Source organism: Paenibacillus sp. FSL R7-0345 (genome assembly GCF_038595055.1).
Lineage (GTDB): Bacteria > Bacillota > Bacilli > Paenibacillales > Paenibacillaceae > Paenibacillus_AQ.
Genome location: NZ_CP152002.1, coordinates 1,268,961 through 1,287,533, shown reverse-complemented (window position 1 = coordinate 1,287,533; position 18,573 = coordinate 1,268,961). Strand labels below are relative to the sequence as shown.

19 protein-coding genes are annotated in these 18,573 nt (G+C 52.2%); 7 read left to right on the top strand and 12 right to left on the bottom strand.

Annotation, left to right across the window (positions count from 1 at the left end; translation table 11 throughout):
- Positions 1-243 precede the first annotated feature (243 nt).
- The 3 genes from NST84_RS05420 to NST84_RS05410 all read left to right on the top strand — a co-directional run bounded on the left by NST84_RS05420 (position 244) and on the right by NST84_RS05410 (position 2,939).
- The gene (locus tag NST84_RS05420) at positions 244-780 is read left to right on the top strand and encodes a DoxX family protein (protein WP_342564612.1); all 537 of its coding nucleotides are present in this window, start codon (positions 244-246) and stop codon (positions 778-780) included.
- A 244-nt stretch (positions 781-1,024) separates the two neighbouring features.
- A complete protein-coding gene (locus NST84_RS05415; protein ID WP_342564611.1) occupies positions 1,025-2,143 on the top strand; it encodes a copper amine oxidase N-terminal domain-containing protein in 1,119 nt (372 codons plus the stop codon).
- Positions 2,136-2,939 carry a TatD family hydrolase gene (locus tag NST84_RS05410; protein WP_342564610.1) on the top strand — a complete coding sequence of 268 codons (804 nt, stop codon included), beginning with the start codon at positions 2,136-2,138 and terminating at the stop codon, positions 2,937-2,939. The genes NST84_RS05415 and NST84_RS05410 overlap by 8 nt, the downstream gene beginning before the upstream one ends.
- Here NST84_RS05410 and NST84_RS05405 read toward each other — a convergent pair.
- The 4 genes from NST84_RS05405 to NST84_RS05390 all read right to left on the bottom strand — a co-directional run bounded on the left by NST84_RS05405 (position 2,931) and on the right by NST84_RS05390 (position 7,369).
- Entirely contained in the window at positions 2,931-3,569 is a 639-nt protein-coding gene (locus tag NST84_RS05405; RefSeq protein WP_342564609.1) for a hypothetical protein, read from the bottom strand. The two genes, NST84_RS05410 and NST84_RS05405, sit on opposite strands and share 9 nt — an antisense overlap.
- Before the next feature lie 414 nt (positions 3,570-3,983).
- Positions 3,984-5,255, bottom strand: coding sequence for an MFS transporter (locus NST84_RS05400; protein WP_342564608.1), 1,272 nt, complete (start codon positions 5,253-5,255; stop codon positions 3,984-3,986).
- A 117-nt stretch (positions 5,256-5,372) separates the two neighbouring features.
- A complete protein-coding gene (locus NST84_RS05395) occupies positions 5,373-6,524 on the bottom strand; it encodes a winged helix-turn-helix domain-containing protein (RefSeq protein WP_342564607.1) in 1,152 nt (383 codons plus the stop codon).
- Positions 6,525-6,685: 161 nt separating this feature from the next.
- The gene (locus tag NST84_RS05390; protein WP_342564606.1) at positions 6,686-7,369 is read right to left on the bottom strand and encodes a YjgB family protein; all 684 of its coding nucleotides are present in this window, start codon (positions 7,367-7,369) and stop codon (positions 6,686-6,688) included.
- Positions 7,370-7,570: 201 nt separating this feature from the next.
- Here NST84_RS05390 and NST84_RS05385 point away from each other — a divergent pair, with 201 nt between their 5' ends.
- Genes NST84_RS05385 through NST84_RS05375 form a run of 3 tightly spaced genes read left to right on the top strand, consistent with a single transcriptional unit; the run spans position 7,571 to position 10,848 of the window.
- On the top strand, positions 7,571-8,167 hold the full coding sequence (locus NST84_RS05385; RefSeq protein ID WP_342566357.1) for a sigma-70 family RNA polymerase sigma factor: 597 nt from the start codon (positions 7,571-7,573) through the stop codon (positions 8,165-8,167).
- The gene (locus NST84_RS05380; protein WP_342564605.1) at positions 8,160-8,498 is read left to right on the top strand and encodes a hypothetical protein; all 339 of its coding nucleotides are present in this window, start codon (positions 8,160-8,162) and stop codon (positions 8,496-8,498) included. The genes NST84_RS05385 and NST84_RS05380 overlap by 8 nt, the downstream gene beginning before the upstream one ends.
- The gene (locus NST84_RS05375; protein WP_342564604.1) at positions 8,488-10,848 is read left to right on the top strand and encodes a hypothetical protein; all 2,361 of its coding nucleotides are present in this window, start codon (positions 8,488-8,490) and stop codon (positions 10,846-10,848) included. Before NST84_RS05380 ends, NST84_RS05375 begins: the two co-directional genes overlap by 11 nt.
- A 196-nt stretch (positions 10,849-11,044) precedes the next feature.
- Here NST84_RS05375 and NST84_RS05370 read toward each other — a convergent pair whose 3' ends face one another.
- From NST84_RS05370 to NST84_RS05345, 6 genes are all read right to left on the bottom strand, one after another.
- On the bottom strand, positions 11,045-11,179 hold the full coding sequence (locus NST84_RS05370) for a hypothetical protein (protein WP_342564603.1): 135 nt from the start codon (positions 11,177-11,179) through the stop codon (positions 11,045-11,047).
- A gap of 25 nt (positions 11,180-11,204) precedes the next feature.
- Complete coding sequence (locus NST84_RS05365) at positions 11,205-11,780, bottom strand: RDD family protein (protein ID WP_342564602.1); 576 nt, start codon at positions 11,778-11,780, stop codon at positions 11,205-11,207.
- A 57-nt stretch (positions 11,781-11,837) separates the two neighbouring features.
- Positions 11,838-12,314: a hypothetical protein gene (locus tag NST84_RS05360; RefSeq protein WP_342564601.1), complete on the bottom strand. Its 477-nt coding sequence runs from the start codon at positions 12,312-12,314 to the stop codon at positions 11,838-11,840.
- Positions 12,315-12,350: 36 nt separating this feature from the next.
- Positions 12,351-12,587 carry a hypothetical protein gene (locus tag NST84_RS05355; RefSeq protein WP_342564600.1) on the bottom strand — a complete coding sequence of 79 codons (237 nt, stop codon included), beginning with the start codon at positions 12,585-12,587 and terminating at the stop codon, positions 12,351-12,353.
- Positions 12,588-12,624: 37 nt separating this feature from the next.
- Positions 12,625-14,469, bottom strand: coding sequence for an ABC-F type ribosomal protection protein (gene abc-f / locus NST84_RS05350; protein ID WP_342564599.1), 1,845 nt, complete (start codon positions 14,467-14,469; stop codon positions 12,625-12,627).
- A gap of 415 nt (positions 14,470-14,884) precedes the next feature.
- Positions 14,885-15,826, bottom strand: a complete 942-nt coding sequence (locus NST84_RS05345) for a YafY family protein (protein WP_342564598.1) — start codon at positions 15,824-15,826, stop codon at positions 14,885-14,887.
- A 99-nt stretch (positions 15,827-15,925) separates the two neighbouring features.
- On the opposite strand from NST84_RS05345, the gene NST84_RS05340 reads away from it, so the two are divergent.
- Positions 15,926-16,390 carry a VOC family protein gene (locus NST84_RS05340; RefSeq protein WP_342564597.1) on the top strand — a complete coding sequence of 155 codons (465 nt, stop codon included), beginning with the start codon at positions 15,926-15,928 and terminating at the stop codon, positions 16,388-16,390.
- Positions 16,391-16,488: 98 nt separating this feature from the next.
- Here NST84_RS05340 and NST84_RS05335 read toward each other — a convergent pair whose 3' ends face one another.
- Together NST84_RS05335 and NST84_RS05330 are read right to left on the bottom strand one after the other, a co-directional pair.
- A complete protein-coding gene (locus NST84_RS05335; protein WP_342564596.1) occupies positions 16,489-17,412 on the bottom strand; it encodes an SMI1/KNR4 family protein in 924 nt (307 codons plus the stop codon).
- Positions 17,413-17,610: 198 nt separating this feature from the next.
- On the bottom strand, positions 17,611-18,525 hold the full coding sequence (locus tag NST84_RS05330; RefSeq protein WP_342564595.1) for a L,D-transpeptidase family protein: 915 nt from the start codon (positions 18,523-18,525) through the stop codon (positions 17,611-17,613).
- Positions 18,526-18,573: the final 48 nt, after the last annotated feature.

Here is an 18,573-nt window from a genome sequence, read left to right as displayed (position 1 = left end):
AATTTTAACCAAATTTTGTGTCAAGCCCGGACCGTCACAGGGTAAAAGCGTATTCTGCGCAAGTCCTTTTATGGTTTGTTTTCAAAATATTCAAATTTTAGTTTGATATAAAAATTAATTCGATAATTGTGATTTATATCACACCTCATGTGAAAAAAATCACTTATTATAAAGCTATCGAAGATGATCATCCGATACTACAAAGAGAAAACAACCATACTATACTTTTAAGGAGTGGATCTCATGTTTAACAACTGGTTCCGTACTAATAAAATCGCTATGATGCTGCTGACTGTGCTCCGTATATATGTAGGTTATCAATGGATTGAGGCCGGCTGGCATAAGCTGACCGGGGGCTTCGATGCTTCAGGCTTCCTGGGTGGTGCAATTGCCAAAAGCGCCGGGGAAGGCGCTACTGTACAAGCCTGGTGGGGAAGCTTCCTCCAGCATGCTGCTCTGCCGAACGTAAGCTTTTTCAATCTGCTGATTCCTGCCGGTGAATTCCTGGTTGGTCTTGGACTGATCCTGGGTACCTTCACTACCTTTGCTGCCCTGATGGGGCTGGTTATGAATGCTGCCTACCTGCTCTCGGGCACTGTAAGCACGAATGTTCAGCTGCTGCTGATGGAAGTCATCATTATCGTGTCGGCCGCAAATGCCGGTGCAATCGGTCTTGACCGCTGGGTACTGGGTTACCTGCGCAGCCTGTTCCACAAAAAAGACAACTCCGCCGCTTTCCGGCCTGCAGCCGCTGCTCCCGGAATGAAGCGTTCAGTATAATGGAATACCCTGCAAGCTGCAATGCCCCGCAGATAAGGACAACGCTCTATCGTCCATCTGCGGGGCATTTTTTTACTATTTTCCCGAGCATATGTTCCATCTCAGGATGCCGCCATCAAAGCGTAACAAGCTTGTCTTATCAATGTTAACAGAAAGTGACCTTCACGCGTTCAATTTGCTTTATACTAATAGGAGCGACTTCTGCTAGATTAACGCAAAGCTTATATAAATGGAGGATTTACTTATGAAAAGATGGATCGCCAGCGTAGCTGCAGCAATGTTGATTGCCGCATGCCCGTCGGCTCTTGATATAGATAGAACGTATGCCGCTGCACCGCTTAAACTGATTGTTGACGGAGAATCCGCCCTCACCCCTTTGCACCCGTTTCTTGACCAAGGCATTGTATACATTCCGGTCCGGGTGCTCACCGAGTTCTACCCTGCCAGACTGCAGTGGGACAACCGGCAAAAGCTTTTAACCATTGGTGACGAAAGCAGCAGCACAATGATCAAACCCGGCAGCCAGCTTGTGCTCTATTACGGCAGTTCCACTGCGCTTGAGGGCAAGGCTATTCTGCGGAACGGGCGGATGTACATTCCTGCTTCAGCACTCAATCTGGTATCCGGCGCTGACTTTCGGTTTGATCAGGACAAGAATACAGTATCCATTATCTCTGGCAGTGTAAGTACAACTGTGCGTAAGCCGTCAGAAGCACTTGCGGTTGCTGAGAATCACCCGGAGGTCAAAATTTATGCCGCTCTTAAAGACAAAACCAGATACAAAGGCTTTGTGCTTGAGGTAAAAGGCCAGAAGCACCAGTATGGCTGGGAGACTGCCCGGGATTTAAGCCATCCGCCGGAGCTGTATTATGCGGATGTCAATCAGGACGGGCAGCCTGAAGCTGTAGTTATCCTGACACTGGGCACTGGAACAGGCATTGTCGAGCAGGAGATTCACGTTATCAAGCCGCAGACATGGAAGGAATTGGATGTACCTGAGGCCTGGGAGGCAGCCGGACAGCTTGTTACCTCCAGCATTACCGCTAACGGCAAGGATATGCTGGTTTCGCTGAAGCTTGGCGGCACACTGCCTGCACAGGTGGAACTGCGGCTGCCGGACCGCGCAGATGATCCGAACATCGGCGGAAGCGCAGGTATCGGCACAGTTACTTACTACAAAGTGGAGAATAACCGGCTGACGGCCGAAGTCAACGTGACGACGGGATTCCTGGAAAGCATCGGAAGTCTGGAGCTTGTCTATAAAACGGCAAAGTCAGGTACGGCGCTGGAGCCGGAATCTGTCACCTTTATGGCGTTCGATGAATATCCGGCAACGGTGAAGAAGCAGGCCGCCAATGATTGATGCGCATATACATCTTGAGCAGTATGAACCGGATGTGCTGGAGGACATGCTGGCTGAACTTCGCGGGCAAGGGGTTGAATCCCTGGTTGCGGTTTCGATGAACCTGGGCTCCTGCGCCCGTACATTGGAGCTGGCCGGGAAGGCTCCAGAGCTGATTAAGCCGGCCTACGGCTATCATCCCGAGCAGCCGCTGCCGGATGAAGATGAGCTGGCGGCGCTGCTCCGCTTCATCGAAGAGCATGCCGCAGATATGGCCGCTGTAGGTGAAATCGGCCTGCCTTATTATAGCCGGGCTGAAGCGCTTGAGCGCGGCGAAGCTTTTGAGACGGAGCCATATATCCGGCTGCTGGACACCCTGCTTGGCCTGGCCGCGCGGCTAGGTAAGCCCGTGGTGCTGCATGCCGTCTATGAGGATGCGCTCACCGCCTGTGATCTGCTGGACAAGCACGGCATCCGGGATGCTCACTTTCACTGGTTCAAGGGGCCGGAAGAAGCCGTCGCCAGGATGATTGAACGCGGCTACTATATCTCCTTCACTCCGGATATCGTCTACGAACCGGAGATTCAGGTCCTGGCCAAACGTTATCCGCCTGAGCTGGTTATGGCGGAGACGGACGGCCCTTGGCCGTTTGAGGGTCCTTTCACAGGACGGCCTACGCACCCGGCCATGATCCGGGATGTTGCTGCAGCCTGGGGCGCGCTGCACGGTTATTCGCCTGCAGAGGCGGAAGCGCTGCTGAGCGCCAATACGCAGCGGTTTTACCGGCTGCATAAGGGTACGGGAAGCTTAGAATAGTTCGTCATACTCTTCGGATTCTACGACCCGTTCATGCCGGATGTAGGACATTTCTTCTATGCCGAGAATTTCTTTGAATTTATCGGATAGTTCCATAGCTTCGTTAATATTGCGGTTAATGAAGGAGATGCTTAGAATTTCAAGGAGTTGTTCAATCTTCTCCCCGGATGCCCCCAGCAGCTGAAATTGCTCCGGGCGGCTGTTGTCGAACAGTTCTTGAAGCTTTTGCTCAAATACAGAGGCAGACTCAAGCTCCTCCCGGATTTTTTCTAGAGTACCGCCAAACAACAGCTCCCTGAAGTCTGACTCTGGATATCTTACCTCTGCAGTATGAAGAACCATCTCTTCCTCATACTCATAGGCAATATGCAGTGTCGCGATTTCTTTTCCTTGGTGAATCAGCTGGTAGCCCCACTCATGGTCCGCAAAGTTATAGAAATATAGCACAGGCGCCTCCTCTGATAGAAGCTGAATATGCTCAGGAGCCGGTCCACTGTTATACGTATCTTCTATCAGATAAGCTATGTATTGTTCATTCAGCTGCATAATTACTGAACCGCTAACTGCATATTTCCTGACGATGTCCCGATCCGCGGCCCGCAAAATATGACCTGATGTAAATTCACTCATTACTGTGAACCTCCTTATGTAGTGATAGGCTGGATAAAGATAGTTGTACTTCGTGCAGCTAAAACAGCCCGTTTGGCCCTGTTAGAGCGGTTTAACTGCAGTTCATACAACTAAAAAGGCTCCATTCCCGCAAAACGGCGGGAAATGGAGAATATAGCTGCACGGAATATACTTATATGTCTGAATTAGCTCAAAAAGCTACTTATAGGTGTACAAAGTGCAGTTAATGCAGCAGCATTGCTGTGCTGGCGGGAGCATTGCTGTGCCGGTCAGAGCATTGGCGGCGGGGCTGAGCTCAGTCAGATGTTGTGTTGCCCCCCTATGCCATGTGTTGGCCTCCTTCATGTACCAACAGCAGCCGGCGTGAGGAGCGGTGCGCAGCTTAACACCGTCCCTATTTAAGTCTGCCTCCCTCTATCCCGCCTGCTCCATCCGGCTGGCCTTACCCTCCCGCTTCTCCTGCCAGAGTATCCGGCCGAAGACCAGGCCGGCCACCCCCAGTGCTGTCTGGATGAGGCCGAAGATCAGGAAGATCCGGCCTGGCCCGGCGAACTCGACCAGCAGGCCGCCGAGCAGCGGGGCAATGATCAGCACGGCGCTGAGCACAGTGTTCTGGATGCCGAAGATGCGGCCGGTCATGTGCGGCGGGGTTTCTTTTTGCAGCATATAGTTGAAGGCTACTGCGAACGCCCCGTTCCCGGCTCCGAGGACGAAACCAAGCAGCAGCACCCAGATGACCGGGGCGCCCGGCTGCAGCAGCCCGAGTCCCGCAACTGATATACCGATCAGCATGTAGCCTATGCCCAGCCGCCATGTATAGCTTACTGCACTGCTCAATTTACCCAGTAGTAGGATGGTCAGCACCGCGCCCACACCCGACGCAGCAACCATCCAGCCCAGCACTGCTTCTCCGGTCGGAGAATATACCCGGAACAGGCTGGTGAACTGAAAATCAATCACCTGGATCGCCAAAGCCCCGGCCAGTCCGTACAACATCATATTCAGCAGGATTCGGCTGCTCAGCATAAAGCCCCAGCCTTCCTTCCACATGGTCCGCAGCGGAACCTTCTCTTCGGCAGCTTCCTGTGCAGGCTCTGCCTGTGCCTTAATATTACGCACTGACAGCAGCAGCAGATAAGAGCAGCCGCGCAGCACAGCATTCAGTACGATGCACCACTGCGGTGTAAGGAAGGTGAGCGCGAGGCCGCCCAGCAGCGGGCCGGCGATTTTGGAGCCCTGGTTCACGAGCCCGTTCAGCGAGGAGGCCTGAAGCAGCTGGTCCTCTCTGACAATACTGCGGGTCAGGGACTGCTGGGCAGGCACGTTGACCGTTGAAATGGCGGAGCGCAAGGACAGCAGCGGCAGCAGCCAGAACATATTAGGCGCAAGTAACAGTACAAGCGTGAGGACAGCGGTGAGCAGATCACATACCCGCATCAGCTTCAGCTTGTTCAGCCGGTCGGCGGCTACTCCGGCCACGGAGCCGAGCAGAATACTGGGCAGCGCGATGGCCACCGGGATCAATGCGAGCATCAGCGGGCTGACCTGCCAGCGGTATCCAACCAGTACCTGTATAGCCAGAGAGTCGAACCAGTCGCCAAAGCTGGCGGTGGCAAAAGCGCTGTATACACGCACGTAGACCTTGTTATGCAGCAGGCTTTTCCCCTGCATTGGTGAAGCTTCCATCCGTCATTCCTCCAGATACATATATAGTCTCGATGAATCAAGTCATCTTATGACCTTAATGTAACGGGGAATTGTCAGAGCATTATCAGAGGGAATTCAGAGATTAAGGATTATAAATTAGGGATTCAGCACCCGCATCAGCAGGTTTTCCAGAGGCTGCTCATAACGGCTTAACCCGCTCTCCTCCATTGCCTCCGTAAATCTGCGTTCATATTTGCGGTGCAGCACATGTGGCGGCAGATACAGCCGGCAATAATAATAAATCCGGTAAAAGCCGTACAGCCGAAGCGGAATAAACCCCGAGCGCTCCAGCACCTCAATCCCTTCATCCAGCAGCTGTTCCGCCTCAGCAGGCCTATTTTCCCGCAGATGCCAAAGTCCTTTTACAAGCTTATAGTTGCCGGTTTCTCTTAAAAAGGGCTTCTCCTGCAAAATCTGCCCTATAGCCTCATCCAGCCGACTAAGCACATCATTTTCTGACCCTGCAGCAAGGTGCGCAAACAGCTCGGTAATCATGGTTACCGGCACAAAGTTTTTATAGCCTCGCTCCGAGATTGCCTGATAGGACCGGGGAAGGCGCGCTAAGGCCCGCTCCGGTACACCCGCTACGATGAACAGATCAAGGATCGTCAGGATGTCCAGCTCCAGTTGATCCCGCTCATGCATCACCTGAGCTTCAATCACCCGCTCACATACGGCAAGCTTCCTTTTGGGATCTCCAGTGAACATGTAAAATACAAACAAATGGAACAGCCGGTCCTTAAGCGGAACCTCCTCTGTATGCATGAACCACTCCAGATCCCCCTGTACAAAATGGAGGGTCACCGCAACCTGCGGGTCCAGCGCGTAGCCGAGTGTGTCCTTCTGGCCAGCCAGGCTGAGCATGGATTTGCCCTGTCCGTAGACATGGAATTTACTAAAAACCTCGCGCATCGCCTCGCGCAGCTCCGGGTCATGAGTTGTCGGATTGACCAGCGGGACAGCTGCCGGTTCCGGGAGAGACAAGCTGTAGCCGGAGCCACGGACAGTTTGGAGTGCCAGTCCGCTGAACGGGCGGAGTTTTTTGCGCAGACGGTATATATGATCATCTACGGTCCGCTCCACCGGATACTCCAGCGGCCAGACTTTGTCCAGCAGTTGACCGCGGGTAAAGGTACGCCCTTTGTTCCTGTACATAAATTCAAGCAGTGCAAACTCCTTGGGCAGCAGCTGGATGGCTGTTCCGCCGGATGCCACAGTAAAGTTACTTTCATCTAATTCGAGCAGCATCACAAAATCCTCTTTTCCACGGATGAGTCCATGGGTGTATTATATCAGCCCGGCTTCCATCTGCTCCAGCACTAACGTCATAGAACAAGCGTGAGCACAGCTGATCCGATAAAAAAAGAGCAAACCCGCAGCCAGACTGCAGATTCACTCTTTTTTTGCTGTTAACCCGCCATATTGTTAAAGGAGTCCTGCTCGGAAAAGACCGAAATATGATCGACCTTACCGGTTTCTTCCGGAATAATAAACTTCAGCTCGTACTCCTTACCGGCCTGATAAATATAAATTCTGTCACTGCCGTTCACAGCTGTATCATCCGGCTTGCCGAGCGTCTGCTCAATTTCTTTCAGTGTCAGCTGCTGCAGATCGGCAGCGCTGGACCGGACATCAAAAATCCGGCTGCCCTTATTCCAGCCGAAGACAACATGCTTGGCATTGTAGGTGGAGTACATCCCTTTGCCGGCTGACTCTTTGGTATCCGGCTCGCCCCATGCCGCCTCGACTTCGTCAATCATTCCGCTGTGTGCGGCATATTCCACACCGGGAACCTTGCCCTGCCGGGCCAGCTCCAGCAGCTCCTTCAGCCGGGCTGCACTGTCTTCTGCCGCAGCTCCGTTGCCGGCTGCTGTATCCGGTGCTGCCGTGGCTGCCGGCCGGGCGGACTCCTCTGCTGCCGCCGGTGAAGGGCTGGCGGTGGCCGCCGTCTGGGCCGAAGCAGATGCCTCTGCAGTAGGGGCAGTTGTCGCCGCTGCGCTGTTTCCGGTGTTGTCCGAAGAATTACAGGCCGTCAGCCCGAGTGCGCTGGCCAGTATCATGATTCCTGCTATTTTTTTGAATGTTGTTGCCATGCTGTCATCTCCTTGGTTAGTTTAGCTATCTTTATGAAATAAGTAATGGTTCTGACGCATTGGATGTATTAAAGGTTGCAGTCTATGGTTTGCAAACGCCCACAGCTGCCTGCCGGGAAAGCTTATCTTATTTTAGACAACCTCTCCGGCATTGAACCATTAAGCAGTTGAGTATCCATTTTTCCGTGCACCTGCAACCATATCGCTGCAGCCCGCATCTTATTAGTAAAGGGAGGGGAGCTGCATCTGGATATTATAGAGAGAATCAAGGCCAGGGATGAGTCCGCCCTCCGTCAGCTGATGGATGAGTACGGGGATATGCTGCTTAGAACGGCCTGTCTGCTGCTTAGGGACCGGCAGTCTGCCGAGGAAGCTGTGCAGGATACGTTTATCCAGGCATATGCCAAAATCAGCCAGCTCCAAGAGCCCGCCCGGCTCCGCTCCTGGCTGATAGCGATTACGGTCAACCGCTGCCGGATGAAGCAGCGGACCTGGAACTGGCGGAGTATTTTTCCGGCGGCGGATAGCGGGCAGTGGGCAGAGGCTGCGGGCGGCTCCGCTTCTGGAGCGGAAGAGCTTTTTATGGCTGAATGGCATAATGCAAAGCTTTCGGATGCGATCCGCAGCCTGGACTATATCTACCGTGAGAGCCTGACCCTGTATTATTTTCATGAAATGAGTGTGCGAGAGATCGCCTCCCAGCTGAAGACCAGGGAAAACACGGTGAAATCAAGACTCGCCCGCGGGAGGCAGCTGCTCAGGCTGATTTTGGAGAAGGAGGACATTGCTAATGGATAACGGACGCGAAATGATCAGGCAACGGCTGGAAGAAGAACTTACTCATGTCACCTTCTCCGGCCATGACCGGGTGCTGGAACAGACCCATCCGCCTACTTTCCGGGGACGTCTTGCCGCTCTGTGGAACAAAGAGCTGGAAATCTCGCTGGGGACACTCGGTGCTGCAGCAGCAGTGCTTACGACAGGAGTTCTGCTGTTCTATGCACCGCAAATGACTACTGAGCAACAGCAATCTATTCAGCCGCAGGAACGGCGGGAATTAATAGAAACCGGAGGTAGCACCTACTGGAAGGATCTCTATGAGCAGGCGGTGAAGCAGCATGAAAATTAGAGTTAAGGTTAAGCATCTGGTGCTTTTTCTGCTGCTTCCCCTCACCCTGCTGACGGTCATTGGACTTACCCGGCCTTGGGCCCGTGCTGACTTAAGTCCGGCGCTGCAGGCTTCCGCAGACGCCCGGACTGAACTGCTGCAGAAGCTTGCTGCCAGCAGCGGCAGCGCACGCATGCAGCTCATTCGTGAGACGGTCATAGAGCCGGCCGGCCCTTATCCGGCCTACTGGTTCAACGTATACGCAGGCGGGTCTATGAGCCAGGTGAACCCGGACGTAGGTAAGGGAGTCCCTTTACTCCTGCCCGAAGACCGGATTAAGCTGCTGAGGGAATACATTCAGGAAGGGCCGGCTGATTACTCACTACAAAATGCAGTTAAGCAGCTGGTTTACGAATATGATGCCGCAGGGAACGCCGGGGATCAGGCTGATCAGGCTATCGCTGCTGCCGTAGGCAGGGTCAGCAGCCAGTCTTCAGCTGCACGCGGGCTGACTCTGCTCCGGGCCGAGCGGGCACTGAATGCCGGAGATTACGCAAGAGCCGGAGAGTTTCTTGAACAGTCGGCGTTTACTGTCCAGTACAATGAATCCGAACTGGATGCCCGGGCAGCCTGGCTGCAGGGGCGGCTACTGTTCACGCAAGGTAAAGGTAGCGAAGCGCTTACACTGGTAACCAGCGCACTAGAGGAATACCGTAAGGCTTGGGTTGAACAGGAAGCCGAATTTAATCCGCCGGACAGCAGTACGGAACAGAACACTGCCGCCGCTGCCAGCTCCGGCGGCGGCACAGAAGGCAGCAGTATAAACAATCCGGCTGAAGCGGTTTATCACGCCTCTTCCTCCACGGAAGAGCAGCTTATCGCGCTTCAGACGGCGCTGCAGGAAGCTGTGAAGCTAGGCTTCGATGCTCCGGCCACTATATCTGGTACCCTCACCAAAAGCGACGGCACTCCGTTAGCCCGGGCCGGGATCTTCCTGCGCGCGGAAAGCGAGCTGTATCACAGTGTACGGTATGACAGCGAGCCGTATCAGATTGTTACGGATCCTGATGGACACTTCCAGTTCTCCGGCGTGATTCCCGGATTCTATCAGATCCAGCTCGGCTTCAGCTTTGAGCAGATCGACGGCTGGACCTGGCCGGTGCAGTCTGACGACTGGATCGAGCTCCAGGCTGGCAGCTCGGTCATACATGACATCACACTCCAACCGCTGCTGGAGCTGCAGTCTCCTGTTAACTCACAAGTATTAACCGGGGATACTATACAGTTCAAATGGGAAGCTGTTGCCGGAGCTGCCTATTACAATCTGTCTACAACAGTCGATGACAACGGTGGTCGCTTCAGTCATATCACCCGGCAACGGATTACAGGTAATCAGGTTGCAATCCCGGTCACAGAGCTGTATAACAGCGGGGGGTTCTCTATAGCAGGCTTCTCTACCAGCGAAAACGGAGAAGGCTGGCTGTCGGTTTTACCCGCCTCCCTGCTCGGCTTCGCTAATCCGGACAGCCGGTTCTCCTGGAGCATCGATGCTTACGATGCACAGGGCCATGTCATTACACGCAGCAATGGCTACCGGCTCAATGAGGAAACGGTAGGCAATCTGCCGTTCTTCTATTTGAAATCGCGGACGATGACCGCTGCGGATAAGCTCGTTGCAGACGGGAAGCTGGAGGAAGCGCTGGAAGCCTACCGTAAGGATTATACCGGGAATCCGCAGGATGACCATGCGCTCAAAATGCTGATTCACCTCCTGTTCGCTAAACATTCTTACACAAAAGATGCCGGGATCATGGATGAAGCAATGGCCTTATTAGCAAAGCTGGTGGAGCTGCGTCCGGATGCCAACTTTGCCTTCAACCTGGCAGATTATTATCTGGACCGCTCTGACTGGAGCAGCTACAACAAATATTATGCGCTGTATCTGGAGATGAACAGACAGGAGCCTGACAGCTATGACCACTCCTTCAATGCCCTCGCCCTGATGTATCAGGGCCGGCTGGACGAAGCCCGGCAGCAGCTCGCTCTGTCGATAGAGACAGACCCGAGTCACCGCTATATCGGCAGTTATCTGGCTGCTGAGCTGGCTGCAGGCCAGACGCTGGAGTCCGTGCTGGAGCTGGCCAAACGCTATCCCCAGCACAGCTACGGCCGGGGCGGCTACAGCTGGACGCTGCTGATCATGGAGCTTCAGGCGGAGCGTGCCGAAGCACCTGCAACTTTTGATAAGCTGCTGGTCGATAAGCTGGATGCCTATATGAGCCGGCAGGATGAATCCCTGGAGCAGTGGGCCAGTGAAGGCGCGCCGACGGCAATGAAAAGATTCATCAAGGCTGTGCTTGAGGTAAGCTAGACGAACGCTGCCGACACGTAAAGCAACATACTAAAGACGATCAACACCAGCTATATAGCTGTCTGTTGACCGTCTTTTTTAGATAAAACTATGACTGGCCGAATTCAAAGGCACTTTTGCCCATCAATCGGCTCATCTGGCCGCGTCAGCCGAATTCAAAGGCATTTTTGCCCTTCATTCGGCCCATTTGCCCGCGTCAGCCGAATTCAAAGGCATTTTTGCCCTTCATTCGACCCATTTGCCTGCGTCGGCCGAATTCAAAGGCATTTTTGCCTTTCATTCGGCCCATTTGGCCGCGTTGGCAAAATTCAAGGGCATTTTTGCCCTTCATTCTCACTCTTACACACGTTCAGGCTTTACACGTTATCTTTTCCTGCCTGGTAATCATTATCGAGCAGAGCATTCTGATTAATCACATAGGTTCCGGCCATGCTATCATGAAGCGCCCGGTTACGCATGCTAAATACAAGAAACAGGCAGTCAATAATAATGACAAATGACAAAATGCCTGTCAGATCGCTGGCCAGCGGCGCCCAATTCGCATAAGCTTCAGGCAGCTTGGAAAGAGTACCGTTTCCGGCGGTAACAATAACCGCCAGCAGTGAGTTTACCAGAAGAAAAATATACCGGATCACCGCCTGCTTCAGACTGGGATACTTGCCCTCCTCGTTCACAATCCGCGTCCGCAGAATCAGCCTGGCCGGGGTTCCGCCAAATTTTACAACCATCAGGATGTTGAACAGCGAGAGCAGAACCCACTGCAGCCACAGCGGAATCCCCGACTGGTACTGCTCAGCCGCCGAAACGGCCCAGCCGTTAATGAAGTACATGGGAAGTGCCAAAATCAGAGTATCCAGGACGCTAGTCAGTAATCTTTTCCAAAAGCCTACAAAGTCATCCTCTGCCAGCCGATCCGTAATACTGTTCTCCATAGAGATCCTCCCTGCTGTGTAGTTTCACTATAGGCTATTTCCGGTCCCCTTGTTCCGTTACTCCGGGCTGATAATATCCCGTGCCACCTGCTGCGCCTCCTCCAGCGTACCCGCAGGACCGGCAATATAGCCGTCCTGATCTTTGAGTCCATACCGCTCATTAACATCACGCAGCATGACCCAGAGCTTATTCAGATCCAGTGACGCATTAACTATCCCTATTGTCCTAATATGGTTATCTGTTGTAAAAGTATAGATGTGGCCGAAAAAGTAGCCACCGCTCTCCTTAAGCTTAAGTTCGTAGACCAGATCACTGTCCGCAGTCAGACTGCCGGTAAAGCTGCTTTTTCCCGGAAGTCCCCGGAACGTTTCCCCTGAAAGCGCGAGGACTGTGGTTCCTGTCTGACCGGCTTCATTCGTATAAATCACACTGCGATATTCCCTTTCAAAAGGCTCCGGGCGAAGCCACATGAACATCAGTGTAATAACTGCCAAGATCACGATAATTGCTGCTATACGCTGTTTTTTATTCATCGTCCCTCCTGAAGCCCGGCAGATAATCCGCTGCCCTTACTGCTTCTGCACCTTAAAAGTAAACTTCCAGATCGCCGTATTGCCCGGATAGCGCCCGCGGTTTTCCGTCACCGTAACCTTTACCGCTTTAGTGACTGGCTTGGCTACATCGGATACTTTGATTGAGCTGGTTGCCTCGCCTTTATCAGGGATTTTGTCCTGCTCTTCCGCATAGCCCTTCAGCTTAATGCTTTCCGTTGCCTTCAAGTCATTTGAGAGTGCTTCCCCAATCATTTCTTTTAAATTCCTTTTATTTAATTCTCTTCATATGTCAGTTTTCCTTTATTTTGTCACGGATTGCCTGGCGTACTGTCAAAATCTCCTGCAGCAGTTCCCGGTCCTCTGCTTCCGTTTCTGCAGCTTCTCTGCTCATCAGACCGGCCATCCGCAGCTCCAGCAGCTGCAGCTCACCCTCACGGGCCTGCTCTTCCGGGGTCAGCACCCGGCTGCGTTCTTTAGCATAATATTCGGCAAATGTACCGGAAAAGAACTGCGGACTCTTCCCCCGGCCCAGCAGCAGCAAACGGTTAGCCACTCGCGTATGCAGATAACGGTCATGCGAGACGATAACCAGACCGCCGGGATAAGCAGCAAGCGCCTCCTCTACCCGCTCACGGGTATCAATATCTAGGTAGTTAGTCGGTTCGTCGAGCACCAGCAGATTGGCCTTGCCGAAATACAGCCGGAGAAAAGCAACCCGGCATTTCTCGCCCAGGCTGAGATCGCCGATTCGTTTAAAAACATCCTCCCGCGGAAACAGGAAGCAGCCGAGGATCGTCCGCGCCTCCGTCTGCGTCATGCCCGGCAGCTCGAGCAGACTGTCAAGGATGGTCAGCTCCGGGTTCAGATGCTCCAGCTCCTGGGCAAAATAAGCGATTTTCGTGCGGGGATGCATGCGCACCCTGCCGGCAGCCGGCTGCACCCCGCCTGTAATCAGCTTCAGCAGTGTGGATTTGCCCGCACCGTTAGGACCAAGCACCGATAGCCGGTCTCCCCTACGCAACGTTAGCGCAAAATGCTCCAGCAGCTGCGGCCCGCCTGGGTAGCCCAGGCTAATGTCCTCCGTTGCCAGCAGCGCATCTCCCTGAAAATCCTCACCTTCCAGCTTCATGCTCAGCTGAGGTGCCGCCTTCGGCAGCTCTACACGGTTTTTCTCCAACCGCTCCAGGCTGGCTTCCTTGGCGTGCAGGCGTGAGACATTCTTCTTCGACTTGGCCCGCCGGAAATCATTTTGCCCGGCGGCAGTATGCGCCTGCTGGAACCACAGGGCATAGCGGCGGATGCTTTCCAGCAGCTTTTCTTTTTCCAGCTCCTGTTTTTTGTGCTGGCTTTCCAGGGTCTTGAGTTCCAGCTCCTTCTGTTCTCTGTACTGCGTGTAAGCTCCGGGATAGCGGCGGCAGCCTGTCGGGCTCAGCTCCAGCACACTTGTTGCAGTCCGGTCAATAAAAACACGGTCATGCGACACATACAGCACCGTGCCGGGATAAGTCCGCACCCATTCCTCCAGCCAGACCATTGTCTCCTCGTCGAGATGGTTGGTCGGCTCATCCAGCACCAGCAGCCTGGGCTGCCGGGCGACCAGCGCAGCCAGCTGGACGCGTGTCTTCTGTCCTCCGCTGAGCTGGCAGTAAGGATGGTGCCACAGTGACGGGTCCAGCTTCAGCTGCCGGAGGCATTTTTCCGCCTTGGCTTCCCAGCCGTATCCGTCCAGCAGCAGGTAGCTGTCGCATACCTCCCCGTATTCAGCAACAGCCCGCTCATCCGTGCCGCCTGTCTCTTCCAGTCTGCGGGCAAGCGACTCCATCCGGTACTTAAGAGCCGCCAGCTCATCCGATGCTGACAGCACAAATTCAAGGACGCTGACGCCGGAATCCGTCTCCAGCTGCTGATCCAGCGCACCCCATTCCCCGCGCTCCAGGCCGCTGTAGACGCTCCCCTCTTCAAAAGCAAGCCTGCCCAGCAGGCCCTGCAGCAGTGTTGTTTTGCCGATCCCGTTGCGGCCGAATAGCAGGACACGCTCGCCTTCGGCAATTTCAAAGGATACCCCTTCGAATAAAGGGGCGCCTTCCCATTCTTTTTTTAAATTCTTAGCTTTTATAATAGTCGTTATGGTCATATAAATTCCTCCGCTTCTTATTAGCCTCCAAGGCTGACTACCGCATCCGTAACAGAAACAGCAGCAAAAAACCGCAGCCAGCAGGCTGCGGTCCAGGAAACGTATGAAGGGAGCAGCGTACAGAAAATAAGCGGCAGGATAACTGTACACCTAAAAGTAACTCCAGGCGCATCGTCTATCTTTTGCCAACCTAATTTCTATGTCGCATGAGTCCCGGCAGACACACGTATCCCTGACCGTACACCCTAAGCAGGTGTCCCGTGGCATGTGCTAATGCACATCACAAGTTAATTGGTCGTTGTACAGGAAACGTGTTAGTTATTCATCAGCCGGTATCCTCCGCATTGTCCGAAATCAGTAATACTTATAATATAAACAATCCGCGCGGCGGTGATAAGGGGAAGAACGGTTATAATTATTTTTGCCGGGTGGGGGTATCAGTACTTGATTTATATTTATTCACCATCTCAAGCAAATAATTTCGGAATGCCTGAACGTAGGATTGGGGCTCTACCATTTCCAGTTCTGTTCCAAATCCGGCCAAAAATTTAAATCCGATTCGATTGCACGGAACAGAAAAGGTTACCATATAAAGTTCGGGACTATAGTATTCAATACTCTTTTGTCCGTGTCTTTCAATGAATTGATCCTTTATACCGGGTGATATTAATGCCTTGACTGTGACCAGCTCCGGCTGACAGCTTACCTTCTGCTCGTGATCCGCAAAGTCCTCTCTTGGGGTGTACGTTTGTTCATTCGTTTGAAGATGATTTATCCGGGATAGTTTAAATGTCCTAAATCCCATACGCTCTAGACAGAATCCTTTCAGGTACCAGCTTGATTCGCTGAAATGAAGCAGGTAGGGCTCAACAGTTCTTTTCGTCGCATTACCATCTTTATCGTCATAATCAAATGAGACTATTCTTCTTGTTATTATTGATTCTTGAAGCGCCTTCAGGGTTTGGCTGAGCTCAGACCGGCCCTCCCAATCATAAAAAGAAATCCGGATGGAGCCTTTCGCGGCCGATGGACTAACCATTGCTTCCATTTTTTTTATCGTTCGTTCAACTTCTTCGCTAATCAGAATTTGTTCCAGTCCGCCGAGCGCAGTCAGGATATTCAATAAGTCGGTGCTGCTCAAAAGACGTTTATCGACCTTGTACTCATTCATAATACCGTAGCCCCCATAAACTCCGTTGACTGCATAAATGGGAATGTTGGACAAACTCAAGGTTTCCATATCACGAAGCACGGTTCTTTTGGAGACATTAAATAATTGTGCAAAATCTGTACTGGAAACGACATCCTTCTTCAGGAGAATCATGATGATAGAGATTAGTCGCTCGACCTTTTCCATCGGCTCACCTCTTTATTTGAGTTCCGTATTAAACGGTGACAATAAGATGTCACCTATTATCTATTATACTTCCTTTATAACAAGAAGGAGGTTATATTTATGTCCGCTATTGCTTATCTGAACTTTGATGGAATTACTGAACAGGTGATTAATTTTTATTCCGAGGCTTTAAATGCAATTGAAGTAAAAATAGCGAAGTTCGGGGATATGACGCAAGATCCAAATTACCCGATGCCGGAAAACGAGTTAAATATGATTATGGAGTCTTCCATTACTTTCACAGGGGGGAAAATTATGATGTCAGACATTTTACCATCCATGAAGCCGGTAACAGGTGAACTGGTGACAGGTAATAATATTCTGATAAATCTGGTCATGGACGATAAGCAGAAACTCGAGGAATATTTTAAGCATTTATCCCTTGGCGGAAATGTCATCATGCCGTTATCCCAAACGCCTTGGTCTTCATGCTTTGGAATACTGGTTGATAAGTTCGGAGTGAACTGGAAATTTAATAGCGACGCGGATCTGTTTCTTGATAACGTAGTAGCCAGCAAACAGTAATTACAAAAAAGACGGCACCCGTTTAATCCCGGGAACCGTCTTTTTATCATTTCCGGCAGCACATCATGCTTCCGTAACTCAAACTCAACATCTACAGGCTACTCTGTGCTCACCAGGCCGCGGATAAAGCTCTCCACATTTTTGGCCAAATATGTAACCTTACGGTTGTTTGCCAGATCGACGTAGACTACTTCGGGCTCACCGTCATTGCCGGCAGGCCGGTAATCCAGCATTACAACCCCTTGATCCGGCGACGGCGCATCGCAGATCACTACGCCGAATTCAGGATAATTCCATTCGTCGATGACTGCCAGGTTGCCCTGCTTACCGCAAAGGGAAAGCTTATTTTCCCGTCCAATGCCGCGGATGCCGGAAATGATAATGTAATCCTTGCCGGCTTCTACAGCCTGGTTACCCAGCAGGTATTTAGTATTGCGGGGAATCCCGCCGTTCTGCTGCTTCATCATAGCAATATAGAAGGCTGGCAGCTTAAACACCAGCTGTTCTTCCACGGAAGCAGCCAGCTCGTCCGTAAGCGGCTCAGACACATAGTCATCCTGCTCTTCTGCGCTGTCTGCCCAAAAGTTAGCGCCATCAAACTTTGGCAGAGGCCGTACCCCTGATGTTTTTTTGCCGGATGCTTCTGCTGCAGCTGCTTTGGCTGCTTTCTTGGCGGCTTTGCGCCGGCTCAGCGCCAGAAACTCCAGTGTATCCTCGTCTTCAGGATCAAGCCGGTCAGCGTTCTCAAATGCAACCACAGCTTTGTCATACTGCTTCAGATAGTAATAAGAAAACCCGACACGGTAATGCCAGAGCGGATCCTCCTCGCCTTCCTCCTCAACGGACATAAGCTGCTCCAGCGCCTCTTCGTATCGCTCCAGATTAAGCAATGCTCTACCTAAATGGTTGACCAGCACATAATCCCGGTCCTCCTCGGGAATTTCCGTCACCGCATCCACAATTTCCTCAAAATCGTCCTCTTCGTGCCATAATTCCAATTGTTCCACAAGCTGCTCGCTCATCGTTTCAGGCCTCCCAGTTTCATAACACTTATACTTGTGAAAATTATACCATTTATGCGGAGCTTTTCTCCACCAGGGGAGTCATAGCAGCTTATGCCCTTGTAGAGAAGCCAGTCCACAGGATTCCGAAATAAAAAAGAACGGCCCCTGAAGGAACCGTCTTAAGTAAAGGATATGAAACGTGCAGCCTCTTTACTCTTACAGCTTTACTGTTCCCTCCTTGGCGTTCCACGTAAAAGATAGACCGAACAGCGGGGTGAGGCTGCTGAGCGGAATGTACAGACGGCCGTTTATATTTTGCGAGGCCAGGATCGTAACTTCTTTACCGTTGACCCTGGCCTTCCCGCTAAGCGGTTTATGGACTGCTGTATAATTACCGATTTTTATAATAAGCGAACCGGTAGCAGGCTCCTGTGTCAGACTCCCGCCAAGGAGGGCCACCGACTCCCGCAAAGGAATATATACCCGAGAATTTTCCATTACAAAAGAATCCTTCACCTTAACCGTCTCGCCCTCCACGATAAAAGCGCCTGCCAGCATTGTCGGCCCGACAGAATAGCCGTGTTTAGCAGCAATGCTTTTTAGATCGAGGCTGGAGGTTGTGATGATAACCGGCGTGTTTTTGGCCACCTTCGGATAGAGCCAGTGGATGTCGTCATTATGCATCCGGATGCAGCCTGCGCTGACATATTTGCCAATCGAAGACTCATTGTTATTGCCGTGAATGGCATAAGTGGTGCCGTACGTACCGTTCACTTCCAGCCCCAGCCAGCGGTCGCCGAGCGGATTGGCCGGATCGCCGCCGGGGATATTTTCCTTATAATAAGGCCTGTTTTTGGCTTTGAGCACCATCCGGAACGTTCCCTCCGGGGTCAGATTTTTCGTTTTACCTGTTGCGACCTGAAATACCTTTTCCAGCTTTCCGCCGCTAAAAAAGCCTAATGTGTTCGTTTTCTTGTTGACGACAATCAGCTCCGAGGACGTTGCCGCTCCTGCAGCAGCTGATGCTATTCCGCCAAAACAGGCCGTAAACAACAGCAAAAATACCAGCGGCAGCTTGATGCCATGCAGCCTGCTGGTTCTGTTTGATCCGGCGTTTCCTTGCCCTTTCATGTTGCCCCACCTCCATGTTATGGGTTCTTCTGGAAAACTCTTTTATGA

Excerpts from the sequence above, each read along its gene's own strand:
- NST84_RS05420 (WP_342564612.1), top strand. The coding sequence starts at position 244 with ATGTTTAACAACTGGTTCCGTACTAATAAAATCGCTATGATGCTGCTG.
- NST84_RS05415 (WP_342564611.1), top strand. The coding sequence starts at position 1,025 with ATGAAAAGATGGATCGCCAGCGTAGCTGCAGCAATGTTGATTGCCGCA.
- NST84_RS05410 (WP_342564610.1), top strand. The coding sequence starts at position 2,136 with ATGATTGATGCGCATATACATCTTGAGCAGTATGAACCGGATGTGCTG.
- NST84_RS05405 (WP_342564609.1), bottom strand. The coding sequence starts at position 3,569 with ATGAGTGAATTTACATCAGGTCATATTTTGCGGGCCGCGGATCGGGAC.
- NST84_RS05400 (WP_342564608.1), bottom strand. The coding sequence starts at position 5,255 with ATGGAAGCTTCACCAATGCAGGGGAAAAGCCTGCTGCATAACAAGGTC.
- NST84_RS05395 (WP_342564607.1), bottom strand. The coding sequence starts at position 6,524 with ATGCTGCTCGAATTAGATGAAAGTAACTTTACTGTGGCATCCGGCGGA.
- NST84_RS05390 (WP_342564606.1), bottom strand. The coding sequence starts at position 7,369 with ATGGCAACAACATTCAAAAAAATAGCAGGAATCATGATACTGGCCAGC.
- NST84_RS05380 (WP_342564605.1), top strand. The coding sequence starts at position 8,160 with ATGGATAACGGACGCGAAATGATCAGGCAACGGCTGGAAGAAGAACTT.
- NST84_RS05375 (WP_342564604.1), top strand. The coding sequence starts at position 8,488 with ATGAAAATTAGAGTTAAGGTTAAGCATCTGGTGCTTTTTCTGCTGCTT.
- NST84_RS05370 (WP_342564603.1), bottom strand. The coding sequence starts at position 11,179 with ATGAAGGGCAAAAATGCCCTTGAATTTTGCCAACGCGGCCAAATGGGC.
- NST84_RS05365 (WP_342564602.1), bottom strand. The coding sequence starts at position 11,780 with ATGGAGAACAGTATTACGGATCGGCTGGCAGAGGATGACTTTGTAGGC.
- NST84_RS05360 (WP_342564601.1), bottom strand. The coding sequence starts at position 12,314 with ATGAATAAAAAACAGCGTATAGCAGCAATTATCGTGATCTTGGCAGTT.
- NST84_RS05355 (WP_342564600.1), bottom strand. The coding sequence starts at position 12,587 with ATGATTGGGGAAGCACTCTCAAATGACTTGAAGGCAACGGAAAGCATT.
- abc-f (WP_342564599.1), bottom strand. The coding sequence starts at position 14,469 with ATGACCATAACGACTATTATAAAAGCTAAGAATTTAAAAAAAGAATGG.
- NST84_RS05345 (WP_342564598.1), bottom strand. The coding sequence starts at position 15,826 with ATGGAAAAGGTCGAGCGACTAATCTCTATCATCATGATTCTCCTGAAG.
- NST84_RS05340 (WP_342564597.1), top strand. The coding sequence starts at position 15,926 with ATGTCCGCTATTGCTTATCTGAACTTTGATGGAATTACTGAACAGGTG.
- NST84_RS05335 (WP_342564596.1), bottom strand. The coding sequence starts at position 17,412 with ATGAGCGAGCAGCTTGTGGAACAATTGGAATTATGGCACGAAGAGGAC.
- NST84_RS05330 (WP_342564595.1), bottom strand. The coding sequence starts at position 18,525 with ATGAAAGGGCAAGGAAACGCCGGATCAAACAGAACCAGCAGGCTGCAT.